This window comes from Pseudomonas sp. TS_SC_3 (assembly GCF_056156225.1).
The window spans coordinates 2,871,677-2,887,759 of the sequence record NZ_CM149586.1 but is presented as its reverse complement, the minus strand read 5'-3'; the positions used below and the strand labels follow the sequence as shown (position 1 = coordinate 2,887,759).

Sequence of the window (16,083 nt, the reverse complement as noted above, 5' to 3'; positions counted from 1 at the left end):
GCCGATTTCCGAAACGCACAAGGGCGGCTTATGCTGCGCGTACGATTTTCCGGTTAAGGATGCGCTTCATGCTACGTGCACGGGTAATTTTGCTGATTCAACTGCTGGCATTGGCCGGTTTGGGCTTGGCCTATTTTGTTCGCCCCCATGAAATGGCCAACCTCAGTGGCATGCTGCTGATGTCCCCGGCGGCCGCGACCGATATGCGGGCGTTCTATGGCGGCTTGCAGATCGGCTTGGCGGCGTTTATCGGCTTGTCACTCAGCCGTCTGGACCTGACGCGCGCCGCATTGACCTTGCTGGTGCTGCTTTACAGCTCGCTGGCGTTGGCGCGCATCGGCGGTTTGTGGCTCGATGGCGGCGCGCAGCAGAGCTTCAACCTCTTTGCATTGCTGCTGGAAGTGGTCTCTGCCGGGCTGTGTTTCTGGGCGTTGCGCGGCCTGCCGCGGCAGTAACCGTCGCGTCCGTTTATGCCGCAGGGCGGGCGCGCAACAGGTGTTGCGCGCGGGTTAACGGCGCTCCAGCAGAACACCCGATTCCATATGGTGGGTGTAGGGGAACTGGTCGAACAGCGCGCAGCGCGTCACCTTGTGGGTGTCGCTGAGCTGGGCGATGTTGGCGGCCAGGGTTTCCGGGTTGCAGGAGATGTACAGGATGCGCTCAAAGCGCCGAGTCAGCTCGCAGGTGTCCGGGTCCATCCCGGCGCGGGGTGGGTCAACGAATACGCAGCCGAAGTCATAGTTCTTTAAGTCCACGCCAGCCAGGCGGCGGAACGGGCGTACCTCATTCAGCGCTTCGGTTAACTCCTCGGCGGACAGGCGTACCAAGGTGACGTTATCCACGCCGTTGTCAGCCAGGTTGGCCAGTGCGGCATTGACTGAGGTTTTGCTGATCTCGGTGGCCAGGACTTTGCGCACGCGGGTGGCCAGCGGCAAGGTGAAGTTGCCGTTGCCACAGTACAGTTCCAGCAGGTCATCCTGGCGTTCGCCGAGGGCGTTAAAGGCCCAAGTCAGCATCTTCTGGTTGACGTCGCCGTTGGGCTGGGTGAAGGCGCCTTCTGGCTGGCGATAGCTGAAGGTGCGCCCAGCCACAGTGAGCTTTTCCTCAACATAGTCCCGGCCGATGACAACGCGCTTGCCCTTGGAGCGGCCGATGATGCTCACCTGCAGCTCGGCGGCAAGCTTTTCCGCTGCGGCCTGCCAGGCGTCATCCAGCGGACGGTGATAGCACAGGGTAATCATGCCGTCGCCGGCCAGGGTGGTGAGGAACTCGACCTGGAACAGCTTGAAGTTCAGGGCGCTGCTGGCTTGCCAGGCGGCCTTCAGACGCGGCATCAGCGCGTTGATTTGGGCGCTGGCGATGGGGAAATTTTCGAAGAAGATCGGCGTGTATTTATCGCCGGCTTCGAACATGGCGTAGTGCCGGTCGTCACCCTCACGCCACAGGCGGAATTCGGCGCGCAAGCGATAGTGCTCACGCGGTGATTCAAATACTTCGGGCGCTGGTGCGTCGAAGGGGGCCAGCAGCTCGATCAGGCGCTGCTGCTTTTCAGCCAGCTGGACGGCATAGCTGGCGGGATCGAACTGGGAACGGCTCATGCAAGGCTCTTTTCAGAAAAGGAGCGGGTGAGCCACGCTCACCCGCACAGGATCAGGCGAAGTACGCCAGCTTGATCACAAACAAGGCCGACAACACCACCAGTGCAGGGTTGAGGTCGCGCCAGCGGCCTGCCAGCAGCTTGATGAGAGTCCACGCGATAAAGCCAAAGGCAATGCCGTTGGCAATCGAGAAGGTCAGCGGCATGGCCAGGGCGGCGATGACGACCGGGGCGGCGACGCTGAGGTCATCCCAATCGATCTGCGCCAGGCTGCTCATCATCAGCACTGCGACAAACATCAGCGCCGGGGCGGTGGCAAAAGCCGGGACGGCGCCGGCCAGCGGTGCGAAGAACAGCGCCAGTAGGAACAGGGCTGCCACCACGCAGGCGGTCAGACCGGTGCGCCCGCCAGCAGTAATGCCCGCCGCCGATTCGATATAGCTGGTGGTGGTCGAGGTGCCCAGTGCGGCGCCGGCCATGGTGGCGGTGCTGTCAGCCAGCAGGGCGCGGCCGAGTTTGGGCATTTTGCCGTCTTTATCGAGCAAGTTAGCTTTCTGTGCGACGCCGACCAGGGTGCCGGAGGTGTCGAACAGGTCAACAAAGAGGAAGGCGAAGATCACGCTGAGCAGGCCGATATCCAGCGCGCCCATGATGTCCAGCTGCAGCAGCGTCGGCATCAGCGAGGGCGGCATCGAAACCACAGCGTCGAGCTGCGACAGGCCAAACAAAATCGACAGGCCGGTGACCAGCAAAATGCCGATCATCACGGCGCCGGTGACGCGGCGATAAGCCAGTGCCGCGATCACGAAGAAGCCCAGGCTGGCGAGCAGCGGGGCGCCTTGGCTGAGGTCGCCGAGGCCAACCAGAGTGGCGGGGTTATCGACCACGATGCCGGCATTTTTCAGCGCGATGATCGCCAGGAACAAGCCAATACCGGCGGCAACACCTGCCCGCAGCTCCATCGGAATGCTGTTAATGATCCATTCGCGAATCTTGAAGATCGACAGTAAAAAGAAGATCACCCCGGAGAGGAAAACCGCGCCCAGTGCCACCTGCCAGGTGTGGCCCATGGTCAGCACCACGGTGTAGGTGAAGAAGGCGTTTAGCCCCATGCCGGGCGCCAGAGCAATCGGGTAGTTGGCGACCAAGCCCATAATGGCCGAGCCGATGGCGGCGGCCAGGCACGTGGCGACAAACACCGCCCCTTTATCCATGCCAGCTTCGGCGAGGATGTTGGGGTTGACGAAGAGGATGTAGGCCATCGTCAGGAAGGTGGTCAGCCCCGCCAGCATCTCGGTACGCACCGTGGTGTTGTGGGCTTTGAGTTGGAACAATCTTTCCAGCATGTGGAACTCCCCGATAACGGCTTTCTGGGCCGTGTTTATGCAAACCGAAAGCAAAGCACATCCACATGGTTGTGCATGTTTTTGCCGGCGATCTGGAAAAAGGCGCGCATCATATCAGCTCGTTTGGGTGTGGTGAATTTATGACCGATGAGACAGTTTGCTGACCTTGCGCGCACGCTTATTGGCGCCCCTGCCGTAACCTTATTGGCATTGCCGGCGGCGTCGACACCCTCGGATGCTTAACCCGGATTTAACGGATTGCCGCGAGCCGACATTGAGCGCGGTAGCGGGCGCTCACATCTACATACTGCTGGTGGTAAACGCCTGAGCGAGCCCCGGCGAGAAGGGGCGCAGCCCTTGTGGCAGCCCGTCGCGCGACAATCAACCACAGCAGAGCTTAGAGTCACAGGCGCTACTCTCATCACCTATCTTGACCCGCATCAATGCTGATGCTGCATGGTTATGCAGGGCACTTGGCCCTTTGCGATGACTCTCTGACCTCAAACAATAATCTTCCGACTGATTGCTTGTGGCTGGCATGTGCGCCCGTGGCCGTGCCCCGTATCACCTGACTGAGGAAACGCCATGTTTGGATTGGAGGCTCTCGACCTTGCTCGAATCCAGTTCGCTTTCACCATCTCCTTTCACATCATCTTTCCGGCCATCACCATCGGCTTGGCAAGTTACCTGGCTGTGTTGGAAGGCCTGTGGCTGAAAACCAGCCAGACGGTGTACCGCGACCTGTATCACTTCTGGTCGAAGATTTTTGCGGTCAATTTCGGCATGGGTGTGGTGTCTGGCCTGGTGATGGCTTACCAGTTCGGCACCAACTGGAGCGCGTTTTCCGACTTTGCTGGGGCGGTCACCGGGCCGCTGCTGACCTATGAAGTGCTCACTGCATTCTTCCTTGAAGCGGGTTTCCTCGGTGTGATGTTGTTCGGCTGGCACCGCGTCGGCCCTGGCCTGCACTTCTTCTCCACGGTGATGGTGGCGGTCGGTACGCTGATATCGACCTTCTGGATTCTGGCGTCCAACAGCTGGATGCACACCCCGCAAGGCTTCGAGATTATCGACGGGCGGGTGATCCCGGTGGACTGGTTCGCCGTGGTGTTTAACCCCTCGTTCCCTTACCGCCTAGCGCACATGGCCACGGCGGCGTTCCTCGCCACGGCGTTCTTTGTCGGCGCATCGGCAGCCTGGCACTTGCTGCGCGGCCGCGACAACCCGGCGATCCGCAAGATGCTGTCGATGGCCATGTGGATGGCGCTGATCGTGGCGCCGATCCAGGCGGTAATCGGCGATTTCCACGGCCTCAATACCCTCAAGTACCAGCCGGCGAAGATCGCCGCGATTGAAGGCCACTGGGAAAACCATGGCGATGAGCCGACTCCGCTGATCCTGTTCGGTTGGCCGGATATGGAGCGAGAAGAAACCCGCTTCAAAATTGAAATTCCTGCCCTCGGCAGCTTGATCCTGACCCATAGCCTGGACAAACAAGTGCCGGCGCTCAAAGAGTTCGCTAAGGAAGACCGGCCCAACTCGACCATCGTGTTCTGGACCTTCCGCGTCATGGTCGGCCTGGGCATGCTGATGATCCTCACTGGTCTCTGGGCGCTGTGGCTGCGCGCTCGTGGCCGGCTGTTCCAGTCGCGGGCGTTTCTGCACCTGGCGGTGTGGATGGGCCCGTCGGGGATCATTGCCATTCTCGCCGGCTGGTACACCACGGAGATTGGTCGTCAGCCGTGGATTATTCAGGGGCTGATGCGCACCGCCGATGCCTCGTCCGGGCACAGTTTTGCGCAGATGAGCCTGACCCTGATTCTGTTCGTGGTGGTGTACTTCGCCCTGTTCGGCGCGGGTATCGGCTACATGATGCGCCTGGTGCGCAAAGGCCCGATCACCGACGAAGGCCAGGAGCCCGCCGAGGGCGGCCCGGGGCAGAAACGCACGCCGTCCCGTCCGCTGTCTGCGCCCAAAGAGGGCCTGGAAGAAGGCGACACTGACTCGCTGGCTGAGAGGAATTGACTATGGGCATTGATCTCTCGCTGATCTGGGCCGTGATCATCGCCTTCGGGGTGATGATGTATGTGGTCATGGACGGCTTCGACTTGGGCATCGGCATCCTCTTCCCCTTCGTTAAAAGCGAAGGCGAGCGTGACGTTATGATGAACACCGTGGCGCCGGTCTGGGACGGCAACGAAACCTGGCTGGTGCTCGGCGGTGCGGCGCTGTTTGGCGCCTTTCCGCTGGCGTATGCGGTGGTGCTCAGCGCGCTGTATCTGCCGCTGATCTTTATGCTGCTGGGGCTGATCTTTCGCGGCGTGGCCTTCGAGTTTCGCTTCAAGGCCAAACCGGCCAAGCGGCATCTGTGGGACAAGGCGTTTATCGGTGGCTCGCTGACCGCGACCTTTTTTCAGGGCGTGGCGCTGGGGGCCTATATCGATGGCTTTGAGGTGGTTGACCGCGCCTATGCCGGCGGCGCGCTGGATTGGCTGACGCCGTTTTCGCTGTTCTGCGGCTTGGCGCTGATCGTCGCTTACGCCCTGCTTGGTTGCACCTGGCTGATCATGAAAACCTCCGGCCGTCTGCAGCAGCAGATGCATGTTATGGCGCGGCCGTTGGTGTTTGTGCTGCTGGGCATCACTGGCATCGTCAGCCTGTGGACGCCGCTGGCGCATGCGGACATCGCCGAGCGCTGGTTCAGCCTGCCGAATATCTTTTGGTTGATGCCGGTGCCATTGCTGGTGCTGCTCTGCACCTGGGCGCTGCTGCGTGCGGTGGCGCGCAACGCCAACTACGCCCCGTTTTTGCTGACCCTGACGTTGATCTTCCTTGGCTACAGCGGCCTTGGTATTAGCCTGTGGCCGAATATCATCCCGCCGTCGATCAGCATCTGGGAGGCCGCCGCGCCGCCGCAAAGCCAGGGTTTTATCCTGGTCGGCGCGCTGTTCATCATCCCGTTTATTCTGATGTACACGGCCTGGAGCTATTACGTATTCCGCGGCAAGGTGACGGAAGAAGATGGCTATCACTGAGGTGAACGTGATGAACGACATCGAGGAAAAAAAGCCGCTGTGGCAGCGGCTCGGCTGGTTGGTCGCGATCTGGGCTGGCAGCGTGCTGGCTCTGGGCGCGGTGTCCTATCTGTTGCGCCTGTTTATGCAGGCCGCTGGAATGGGGACGCCTTAACGCCGCGAATGTGTTTAGCGCCGCTCACGCCCGTTAAGCGTTGCCCGCGCGGCGTTGCCACTGCCGCGCATGATGTTTGGGCGCGCTAGGTAAACAAGTCGTTCTGGGTGAGGGTTGCCCCGCCGAGCAGTTGGATCATGAACTCCGCGCTGCTGCCGGCGTTGCTGCTGCCGTACAGCACGCCGTCGGCAAAACGCAATTGGCCGGTGGCATCAATGTCACTAAAGGCGGCGCTGCCGATGAAGCTGAAGGCATCGTGGGCGGCGGTTAGCGGGTTGCTGTCCAGGGCGGAGAAGTCGATGCGGTCGCCTTCTTCGCCATTGAAGCCGTAGATCAGATCGGCCAGTTCATTCAGGCCCAGGTCACTCAGTGAGGTGAACACATAACGGTCTGCACCGCTGCCACCGTTCATGTAGTCAGCGCCGGCGCCGCCGTCGAGTACATCGTCACCCGCACCGCCGATAAGCACATCGTCGCCACCGCCGCCGCGCAGGATGTTGTTGCTGTTGTTGCCCGTCAGGCTGTCGGCGTAATCGCTGCCGATGAGGTTTTCTAAATTACGCAGCGTGTCGGAGCCGGAGCCGCCCGTCGCTTGCGCCTGTGAGGTGCTTAGCCTGACGCTCACGCCGCTTTCGGCGAAGGCGTAAGACAGGGTGTCGTTGCCAAGCCCGCCGTTGAGGATGTTATCCCCGCCGCTGGCGAACAGGGTGTTGTCCTGGGCGTTGCCGGTGCCATTGGAGTTGCCCGGCGCGATCAGGTAGAGGTCTTCTACGTTGTTGGCAAGGGTGTAGCTGGTGGCGCTGCTGAAGACCCGATCAAACCCGGCGTTGGCGCCTTCCACCACCAGGTCGGCGCTGTTGTCGACCCAGTAAGTGTCTGAACCGTGGCCTCCAATCAACACGTCGGCACCGGCGGCGCCATCAAGCAGGTTGTCCGCCGCATTGCCGCTGATGATGTTGTTGAGGCTGTTACCGGTGCCGCTGAGCGCCAGCTCGCCGACGAGCAGCAGGTGTTCGAGGTTGTCGCCCAGCGTCCAGCTCACGGATGCCACGACGGTGTCGTAATCCTCCTCGCCGGTGCCTGTTTCCAGCACGCTGTCACCGAGGCTGTCGACGATATACACATCGCTGCCGTTGCCGCCCTCCATGTGGTCGTCGCCCAGGCCGCCGTTGAGGGTGTCGGCAGTCGCGCTGCCCAGTAGTACGTCGTTGCCGCTGGTGCCGAGAATCTGGTTGGCGGGGTAGAGGGAGAGCGCGCTGGGGTCGTTGTTGTCGCTGGGGTCACCCTGGAAGCCAAGGTCATTGGCGATGAAGTCCGCCAGGCGCTGACCGATGATTTCACCGGCTTCGCCCGGCATGTGCCACACGTCGTAGTAATAGGTCAGCGGGTCGACCTCGTAGCGCATCGGCAGGTCGCTGTAGTCCACGGCAATCTTCACATCGTCGCGGTTGCCGGCCAGCTCCAGCTGAGCCTGGCGGATGGCCACGGTGCCCGCCGTGATGGCGGCGATTTCTGCTTCGCTGTAGCCGCGCAAATCTGCTGCTTGCGCTTGATAGTGGCCGGTCATCATCAGGTAGAACATGGCATCTGGCGTGTTCAGCTGGGTTTTCAGGTAATCGAAGACCTTTAGCGTATTGCTCTTGTACAGCTCGATCTCAGCCTGTTTGTCCGTGGCGTTGGCGTAGCTGGTGGCATTGTCTTCGCCTTGCCCCCACACCAGGGCCAGCGTCACGCTGCCCTTGGCTTGTAGCTCAGCCAGTTGGCTGCGCAGGTTGGTGACGGCCTGCAACAGTGCTTCGCCAGGCTGGTCGGTGTCGGTGTACCACCAGGCTTTGGCCTTCTCTGCATCCGTGGCCGTGGATCGCCCCGTGACGGTGCTGCCACCCACGGCGATGTCGACCGGGTTGCCGCTCGGGTCGAAGAACAGGCTTTCCACTTTATCGAAGTCGGTATAGCGCTTGAGCTGGCTGACCATCTCCGTAACACCGGACTCCTCGTCGCCGGAAAACATCCGCAGAATGCGGGCATTGGATTGCCCGAGTATCGGCACGAAGAGGGTGTTCTGGGGCGTGGGCTCGGCAAAAATAAAGTCGGCATTGCTCAGGCTGCCCAGGTGGTTGCCGATGATGGCTATTTCAATGCTATTGCCGTCCGCATCGGGCTCGCGGGACTTGAGTGAGGTCTTGGTGCCGGTGTCGTTAAGGGTTACTTGCAGGGTGTTGCCATAACCGTTGCCCAATCCGGTGATGCCGAGGGCCGAGAGGTCGATCTTGTCCATGCCGAGGGTGAAGTCGGTGATGGTGTCAGCTGCGCTGGTGTTTGCCGGGCCGTAGTTGCGGAAGCTGTCGAGTGCGCTGCTGAAGCGGAAGATATCGCTGCCTTCGCCACCGGTCAGGCTGTCTTTGCCCGCGCCGCCGTCGAGCACATCGTTACCGGCGCCGCCATGGAGTTTGTCGGCGCCGGCCCCGCCGAGCAGGACGTCGTCCGCGCTGGTGCCGGTCAATACGTCGTTGCCCTCGGTGCCTACCAGAACGGAAGGCTGTGGTGGTGGTGGTGGTGGTGGTGGTGCAGCTTCGAAGAGGAGGTTGCTGGCGTTCAGTGTGTTCAGGTGGTTGCCCTGGATGGCCAGCTCAAAGCGGTTACCGTCGAGATCGGGTTCCAGCGATTTTAAATACGTGCGGTCACTGGCGCTGCTGTAGCTGAGCAGCAGGGTGCCGTTGTAGCCATTGCCCAGGGCGGTAAAGCCAATCCCGCTCAGGTCGATGCGGTCGAGGGTGGCCTCAAAATCGGTGATGGTGTCGTTGTGCAGGCTGCCGTTGCGGTAGCTGTCGTGCACGGAGCTGAAGCGGAAGGTGTCGGCGTCCGCTCCGCCGGTTAGCGTGTCGCGCCCGATGCCGCCGATAAGGATGTCGTTACCGGCACCGCCCAGCAGTGTGTCGTTACCGTCCAGGCCCAGCAGGGTTTCACTTGCCGCCGTGCCGATTAGGCGGTCGTTGCCGGCGCTGCCTGACAAGGTCAAATCGCCAGCAGGCGCATCACTGACGCTGAGTAAAAAACTGCCTGTGACCGTGCTGCCGCGGCCATCGCTGGCGCTCACGGCGATGGCATAGCTGCCGGCCGCATCGATGCCAGGCATGCCGCTAAACGTCAGGGTGCTGGCGTTGAATGCCAGCCAGGATGGCAGCGCCGCGCCGTTACTCAGGGTGGCGCTGTAACCGAGCGGGTCGCCGTCGGGGTCAGTGAAGCTGGATGCGGCGAATTGGTAAGTGAATGCGCTGTTTTCACTGGTGCTTTGGTCCAGCAACGGTTCGTTGAGCGCGACGCTGTTGTTGGTCGTGGTGTTAGCGGTGAAGAGAATGTTGGTGGGGTTGACCGCCGTCAGCTGATTGCCCTGAAAGGACACGTCGAAATAATGGCCGCTGGCATCGCCCTCGAATGATTTCAGGTAGGTGCGGTCGCTGGCGCTGCTGTAGCTGAGCAGCAACGTGCCGTTGTAGCCATTGCCCAGGGCCGTAAACCCCAGGCTGGAGAGGTCGAGGCGATCAACGCTGCCATCGAAATCGCTGATCAAGTCGCTGAAGGCGCTGCTGCTGGTGCGGTAACTGTCTTGCCGCGTGCTGAAGCGGAAGGTGTCCGCGCCGTCCCCGCCGCTGAGTGTGTCGCGGCCCAGGCCGCCGACCAATACATCATTGCCCGCGCCGCCGCGCAGGCTGTCGTTACCAGCCTCGCCGAGTAAGAGTTCGTCGGCGTCTGTGCCCACCAGCGTGTCCTGGCTGTCGCTGCCTTGCAGCGGTTGCAGGTTGGCGTCGGTTGCGTTGGTCGTTGTTGCAGCGAAACCCTTGATGGCTGTGAGCATGATTTACCTTCCTCTGGCTCAGTGAGCAGTGCGCTGAGCAAAACACGCGGATAGACGCCCTCTACCGCTGGCGTGCAGTCGTTGTGACAGCGAGCAAAGGGCGGCGTGCTGCGGTTTTTTACGGGTTGCGCGTCAAGGGCTGGACGCCAAGGAATAGGCACGTACTGGGCCAGGCAGTGGCCATGCCGTTGTGCTGCTAGCGGCCTTATAACTAGGCGCTGTGGGCGTTGCGGGGGCGAACGACGGCGCATAAAAAAATGCCTGCATCTCTCGATGCAGGCATTTTTTACCGATGGACGGTCTGACTATTTAGCGTTTTGTGCCAAACAAACCGCCCGTAGGGCTGACTCAGTTGCCGTAAACCGGGAACTTGGCGCAGACCGCTTTGACTTGCTCACGGATGCGCGCTTCAACCGACTCGTCGCCCAGGTTGGCGAGGATTTCGCAGATCCAGCCAGCCAGTGCACGGCATTCGTCTTCTTTGAAACCACGGGTGGTCACGGCCGGGGTGCCGATACGCAGACCCGAGGTGACGAAAGGCGAGCGTGGATCGTTCGGTACGCTGTTCTTGTTCACGGTGATAAAGGCGCGACCCAGGGCGGCGTCGGCGTCTTTACCGGTGATGTCTTGCTTGATCAGCGAGAGCAGGAACAGATGGTTCTCGGTGCCGCCGGAGATGACGTCGTAGCCCTTCTCAATAAACACACTGGCCATGGCTTGGGCGTTTTTGATCACTTGCTGCTGGTAAGCCTTGAACTCAGGCTGCAGGGCTTCTTTAAAGCACACGGCCTTACCGGCAATCACGTGCTCCAGTGGGCCGCCCTGGCCGCCTGGGAAGACGGCGGAGTTGAACTTCTTCTCCAGCGCTTCGTTGGCGCGTGCCAGGATCAAACCACCACGCGGGCCGCGCAGGGTTTTGTGGGTGGTGGTGGTGACCACGTCAGCGAACGGCACCGGGTTCGGGTACACGCCAGCAGCAACCAGGCCGGCTACGTGCGCCATGTCGACGAACAGGTAGGCACCGACTTTGTCGGCGATGGCGCGGAAGCGTGGGAAGTCCAGTACCTGCGAGTAGGCGCTGAAGCCGGCGATGATCATCTTCGGCTGGTGTTCAACGGCCAGGCGCTCAACTTCGTCGTAGTCAATCAGACCGGTGACGGTGTCGATGCCGTACTGCACCGCGTTGTACACCTTGCCGGAGAAGCTGACGCTGGCGCCGTGGGTCAGGTGGCCGCCGTGCGCCAAGCTCATGCCCAGCACGGTATCGCCGGCGTTCAGCAGGGCCAGGTAGACCGCGCTGTTGGCTTGGCTGCCGGAGTGCGGTTGGACGTTGGCGTAGTCAGCGCCAAACAGCTCTTTGGCGCGGTCGATGGCCAGCTGCTCAACGATGTCGACATATTCGCAACCGCCGTAGTAGCGCTTGCCTGGGTAGCCTTCGGCGTACTTGTTGGTCAGTACCGAGCCTTGGGCTTCCATCACCGCTGGGCTGGTGTAGTTTTCCGAGGCGATCAGCTCGATGTGATGTTCCTGGCGCTGGGCTTCTTGCTCCATCGCGGCAAACAATTCGGCGTCATAACGGGCAAGAGTCAAATCACGGCTGAACATGGCATTCCCCTGAGAAAAATCAGTTGGGCAGTCTAAAGAGGGGACGAATTCTACCCCATTCAGCGCTGTCAGGCATATGAAGCGTGGTCATCTGGCGGACAAATGGGGCTCATGTGCTGGCGCATTTCAGCCCAGCATAAACAGCGCGGTGCCGGTAAACAGGGCGGTGAACTGGTGCGCCGGCATGGGCCGGCCAAGCAGGAAACCCTGGACTTCATCGCAGTCATGGCCGCGCAGAAAGTCCAGCTGAGCCAGGGTTTCCACACCTTCGGCGATTACCGTGAGGTTGAGGCTGTGGGCCATGGCGATGATGGCGCGTGCAATCTGCCCGTCCTGCTCGCCATGCGGCAGGCCGTCGACAAAGCTGCGGTCGATTTTCAGCACGTCGAGGGGGAATTGCTTGAGGTAGTTCAGCGAGCTGTAACCCGTGCCGAAGTCGTCGATGGCAATAAACACACCGAGTTTCTTCAGGCTGCTGAGGGTTTGCATGGCGTTAGACACATCTTCCATCAGGATGCTTTCGGTCAGCTCCAGCTCCAGGCAGCCGGCCGGAATGCCGCTCTGCCGGAGAATTTCGGCGATGCGCTGGTCGAGGTCGCCCTCGGCAAACTGACGGGCGGAGAGGTTGACCGAAATCTTCGGCACGCGAATCTTCGCCTCATGCCATTCGGCCAACTGCCGGCAAGATTCACGCAGCACCCAGTCGCCAATCTGAACCACCAGGCCCAGCTCTTCGAGCACCGGAATAAACTCATCAGGCGGGACCATGCCGCGCTGCGGATGCTGCCAGCGCAGCAAGGCTTCGGCCCCGGTCAGGCGCTTACCGTCGCCGGAGAACTGCGGTTGGTAATACAGCTTGAACTCACCTTGTTCCAGGGCGTGGCGCAGGTCGCTTTCCAGTTCCAGGCGCTGCAGGGCGCTGGCGTTCATATCGGCCTGGTAGAACTGCACGTTGTTTTTGCCGCGCTCTTTGGCGTGGTACATCGCGGTGTCGGCGTTCTTCATCAGCTGGCTCAGCTCGTTGCCATCCTGCGGGCTGAGGGCGATGCCGATACTGGCGGTGACGAAGAACTCGCGGCCTTCGAGGATAAACGGCTGCGACAGGCTGGCGAGAATCTGTTCGCCCACATGAATCGCGCGGGTCAGGGCGCTGGCGCGCTGGACCTGCGATTGCAGCAGCAGGGTGAATTCGTCGCCGCCCATGCGCGCCACGGTGTCGTCACTGTCGACGCAGGCGCACAGGCGCATCGCCACTTCCTTGAGCATGCGGTCGCCGGCGGCATGGCCGAGGGAGTCGTTGATCGGCTTGAAGCGGTCCAGGTCGAGGAACATCAGCACCACCCATTCCTGGTGCCGTTCGCCGTGCTGCAGGGCGCTGTGCAGGCGGTCTTGGAACAGCGTGCGGTTGGGCAGTTGGGTCAGGGCGTCGTAGTAGGCCAGGCGGTGGATGCGCTGTTCGCTGGCTTTGCGCTCGCTGATGTCGCTGAAGAAGCACACGTAGCTGACCAGGTCGCCTTCATCGTCCTTGACCGCGGTAATGCCGACCCACGCCGGGAATTTCTCGTCGTTCTTGCGCTTGAGCCACACCTCGCCTTCCCAGCTGCCTTGCTGGTTGAGTTGTTTGATCACGTAGCCCAGATGGCTGGCTTGTTGGGTGTCTGCGGTGAGCATGCTCGGCAGCTGGTCGAGGATTTGCTCGGAGCTGTAGCCGCTGACCCGGCTGAAGGCATTGTTGATCTGGACGATATAACCCGCCGGGTCGGTGACCAGAATCGCCGCCGTGGAGTGTTCAAACACCGTGGCGGCCATGCGCAGGTCTTTCTCGGCGCGGCGTTGCAGGCTGATGTCGCGGCCCACACCCAGCAGGCCGCCGAAACGCCCGCTGTCGTCCCACATCGGCACCAGGCGCAGTTCCACCGGAATTTTCCGGCCGTCGGCGCGCAGGGCGTCAAACACGAACAGCTGCGGGACAAAATGGCTGCGAAGTTCGGCCAGGCGCTGCGGGTCGCCGAGGGCATTGCGCACGCGCTCAAGCAGGGCATAGAAGCCGCTCAGCTGGCGCGGATTGGTCGCCAGGCTGAAGAAGCCATTGCTCAGCGCCCACTCGCTGTCATAACCGAGCACCGGCATCACTGAGGGGCTGACGTAGTTGAGTTGCAGGTCGCTGCCAGTTGAGAAAATCACGTCGCTGATGCTTTCGGCCAGCAGGCGATAGCGCTGTTCGCTGGTGCTCAGGGATTCGCTGCGGGAGATTTGCTCGGTGATGTCCTTGGCCACGCCAATCAGGCGGCTGACTCGACCGTTATTGTCGCGGGCCAGGGCTTGCTCACGGATATCAAACCAGTGCCAGCTGCCATCGCGGTGGCGCCAGCGCAGCTCAAACTGCATCAACAGGCCATCGCCGAGCACCTGCTGGATATTGCGCATGCGCTGGTACAGCTCAACATCGTCCGGGTGCAGGAGCTTTTCCCAGAGGCGCTCGCCCAGCTGGCTCATTTCTTTTTTGTTGTAGCCGAGCTGCGGGCCTAAGTGGTTGTTGCTGTACATCACCCGCTTATTGGCAATGTCGTGCACATAAATGGTGTCGGGCACTGCGCTGACCACATCGGACCAGAAGCGCTCGCGTTCGATCAGCGAAGTTTCGATGCGTTTGCGGTTGGTGATGTCGCTGATGCTGAGCGTAACGGCCTGCAAGTCATCAATGCTTGCCGGCATGCGCAGGAGTAACCACAGGTGACGTTCATGGCCTTGCGGGGTGCGGATCTGCCGCTCCATCTCCAGCTGGCCACCGCCGTTAAGCAAGGTTTTAAGCAGCTGCATGCGGAAGCCGTTCGGGTGCAGTGGGCCGCTGTTGAATAGGTGGTCCCACGCCTGCGCGCTGGAGTGGACGCCCAGCAGTTGCAACGCCACTTGGTTGGTTTCCGTCAGGCGCATGCGCTGAGAGAGTTCGCCATGGTGTTGCGGGTCGCGATCCAGCCAGCGCTGCAGGCCTGCGAGGTCGTGCAGCTGTTGCGCGCGCAGGAACTGATGCAATTCAGTCAGATCCAGTACGCACAAGGCCGTGCCGGTGCCGTCAAAAATATCCTGATAGCGCCGGCGGGTTTCCTGCAGCACCTGCGAGGCGTGCTGTTCTTCGGTGACGTCGCGCAGCACCCACACAAAGCCGGTACGCCGCTGGTCTTCGTTGATGTCGCTGCGGCTGATGTCGTACAGGTGAGTCTCGCCGTTCTGCTGGATTTCCACCAAGTCAGGGCCAAGCTCATTGTGCAGCGCCGGTTCATGCAGCAGCAGCGGGTCAAGGCGCGGCAGGAGCTTGAGCAGGTGCCAGTCACGCGCCTCATCGTTGTTCAGGCCGAACATCGCCTCGGCCTGCGGGTTGAGGTATCGCAGCTGGCCGTGGCTGTCGGTAACCAGCACGCACTCTTTAATGGCGCCCAGCACGCTGGTGGCTTGTTGCAACGAGCGCCGCGAGGCCGTGTTGAGGGCGTGCAGAGTGCGTTGCTCATGCAGCAAGCGATACAACGCCACCAGTGTGAGGGTGGCGCAGAGGATAAACAGCAGCAGTTTGCTGGCCTGTTGCGGCAGTTGCTGAGCGCGCACCTGGCGCTCATTGAACAGTGCACGCAGTTGCCAGTCGCTGCCCTTGAGTGGGGTTTGCAGCAAGCTTTGGTCGAGGTTTTCTGCGGTAACCGGCGGTGCTACCGAGGAGCCGCTAACGGCGTCATATATGTTGCTGGCGATTACCCGCTGCGCGTTGCGGTCTTCCAGCTGCCACTGATGCGAGCTTTGGTGGTGCTCACGCAGCCAACTGCTCAGCGCCCCATTGGTCATGCGCAGCACCCAGAAGCCGCTGGCGGCGCTGTCAAGGTTGTGCCGCAGCAGCAGATAAATACGCCCGTTGTCGTTGGCGCTAAAGGTGTAGAAGAAGCGGTCATTGCGCCCGCGCGCCAGCAATTCGCCGATATAAAGGGCGTCTGCGGTGGGGGCATGGCTGTCAGCGATCACTCGGCCTTGGTCGTTGATCCAGGCCAGGCTGCGCAGGTTCGGGAAGACGCCACGCAGGGTGTGCAACAGCTCTTCTAACGTATCCGGGTTGCTTGGCGGCAACACATGGGGGTGCAACAGCGCTTGGCCGGCGCTGGCTTTGAGTTCCATGTTCAGGCTGAGGTGGTCGGCCAGCTGCGAGCTGTAGGCCAGGCCGAGCTGGCGCTGGTTGTCGAGCAGCTGTTGAGATTCCTGGCGCAATTGCCAGAGCAGCAACACCAGCATGCTCAGCACCAGCACCACCAGTGCGCCACGCGTCGGCCCACGCATCGTCTCAGCCGGCGCTGCGCCGGGTGTACGCGGTGTGGTGGGTGGCGTGACTGTTGGCAACGACGTGCATCCTGAAACTGTGCGGCGATGGGCTGAGCCCCTGGCGCTTACAAGAGTGCCGGCTGCAGGGGGCGGCTAGCATGCCATAACCGTGGCAAAGTGCCAGCGCCGCCGAC

At 61.4% G+C, this 16,083-nt stretch carries 9 protein-coding genes; 4 read left to right on the top strand and 5 right to left on the bottom strand.

All coding sequences use genetic code 11. From position 1 onward, the window contains the following. Positions 1 to 68 precede the first annotated feature (68 nt). Entirely contained in the window at positions 69 to 455 is a 387-nt protein-coding gene (locus tag AC0J6G_RS13805; protein ID WP_475248602.1) for a DUF4345 domain-containing protein, read from the top strand. Positions 456 to 509: 54 nt separating this feature from the next. On the opposite strand, the gene trmA is transcribed toward AC0J6G_RS13805, so the two are convergent. Together trmA and AC0J6G_RS13795 are read right to left on the bottom strand one after the other, a co-directional pair. Further along, complete coding sequence (gene trmA / locus AC0J6G_RS13800) at positions 510 to 1,598, bottom strand: tRNA (uridine(54)-C5)-methyltransferase TrmA (protein WP_475248600.1); 1,089 nt, start codon at positions 1,596 to 1,598, stop codon at positions 510 to 512. Positions 1,599 to 1,650: 52 nt separating this feature from the next. Beyond that, positions 1,651 to 2,943 carry an NCS2 family permease gene (locus AC0J6G_RS13795; RefSeq protein WP_475248599.1) on the bottom strand — a complete coding sequence of 431 codons (1,293 nt, stop codon included), beginning with the start codon at positions 2,941 to 2,943 and terminating at the stop codon, positions 1,651 to 1,653. A gap of 585 nt (positions 2,944 to 3,528) precedes the next feature. Between AC0J6G_RS13795 and AC0J6G_RS13790 the strand changes: the two genes are divergently transcribed. Genes AC0J6G_RS13790 through AC0J6G_RS13780 form a run of 3 tightly spaced genes read left to right on the top strand, consistent with a single transcriptional unit; the run spans position 3,529 to position 6,132 of the window. Next, positions 3,529 to 4,968 carry a cytochrome ubiquinol oxidase subunit I gene (locus tag AC0J6G_RS13790; RefSeq protein ID WP_475248597.1) on the top strand — a complete coding sequence of 480 codons (1,440 nt, stop codon included), beginning with the start codon at positions 3,529 to 3,531 and terminating at the stop codon, positions 4,966 to 4,968. Between the two features lie 2 nt (positions 4,969 to 4,970). Further along, entirely contained in the window at positions 4,971 to 5,978 is a 1,008-nt protein-coding gene (gene cydB, locus AC0J6G_RS13785; protein WP_475248595.1) for a cytochrome d ubiquinol oxidase subunit II, read from the top strand. Between the two features lie 10 nt (positions 5,979 to 5,988). Further along, positions 5,989 to 6,132: a DUF2474 domain-containing protein gene (locus AC0J6G_RS13780; protein WP_339459128.1), complete on the top strand. Its 144-nt coding sequence runs from the start codon at positions 5,989 to 5,991 to the stop codon at positions 6,130 to 6,132. A gap of 85 nt (positions 6,133 to 6,217) precedes the next feature. Here AC0J6G_RS13780 and AC0J6G_RS13775 read toward each other — a convergent pair whose 3' ends face one another. The 3 genes from AC0J6G_RS13775 to AC0J6G_RS13765 all read right to left on the bottom strand — a co-directional run bounded on the left by AC0J6G_RS13775 (position 6,218) and on the right by AC0J6G_RS13765 (position 15,907). Continuing rightward, positions 6,218 to 9,988 carry a M10 family metallopeptidase C-terminal domain-containing protein gene (locus AC0J6G_RS13775; RefSeq protein ID WP_475248593.1) on the bottom strand — a complete coding sequence of 1,257 codons (3,771 nt, stop codon included), beginning with the start codon at positions 9,986 to 9,988 and terminating at the stop codon, positions 6,218 to 6,220. 348 nt (positions 9,989 to 10,336) lie between these two features. Next, complete coding sequence (gene glyA, locus AC0J6G_RS13770; protein WP_475248591.1) at positions 10,337 to 11,593, bottom strand: serine hydroxymethyltransferase; 1,257 nt, start codon at positions 11,591 to 11,593, stop codon at positions 10,337 to 10,339. Between the two features lie 126 nt (positions 11,594 to 11,719). Then, complete coding sequence (locus AC0J6G_RS13765; protein ID WP_475253757.1) at positions 11,720 to 15,907, bottom strand: bifunctional diguanylate cyclase/phosphodiesterase; 4,188 nt, start codon at positions 15,905 to 15,907, stop codon at positions 11,720 to 11,722. Positions 15,908 to 16,083 lie beyond the last annotated feature (176 nt).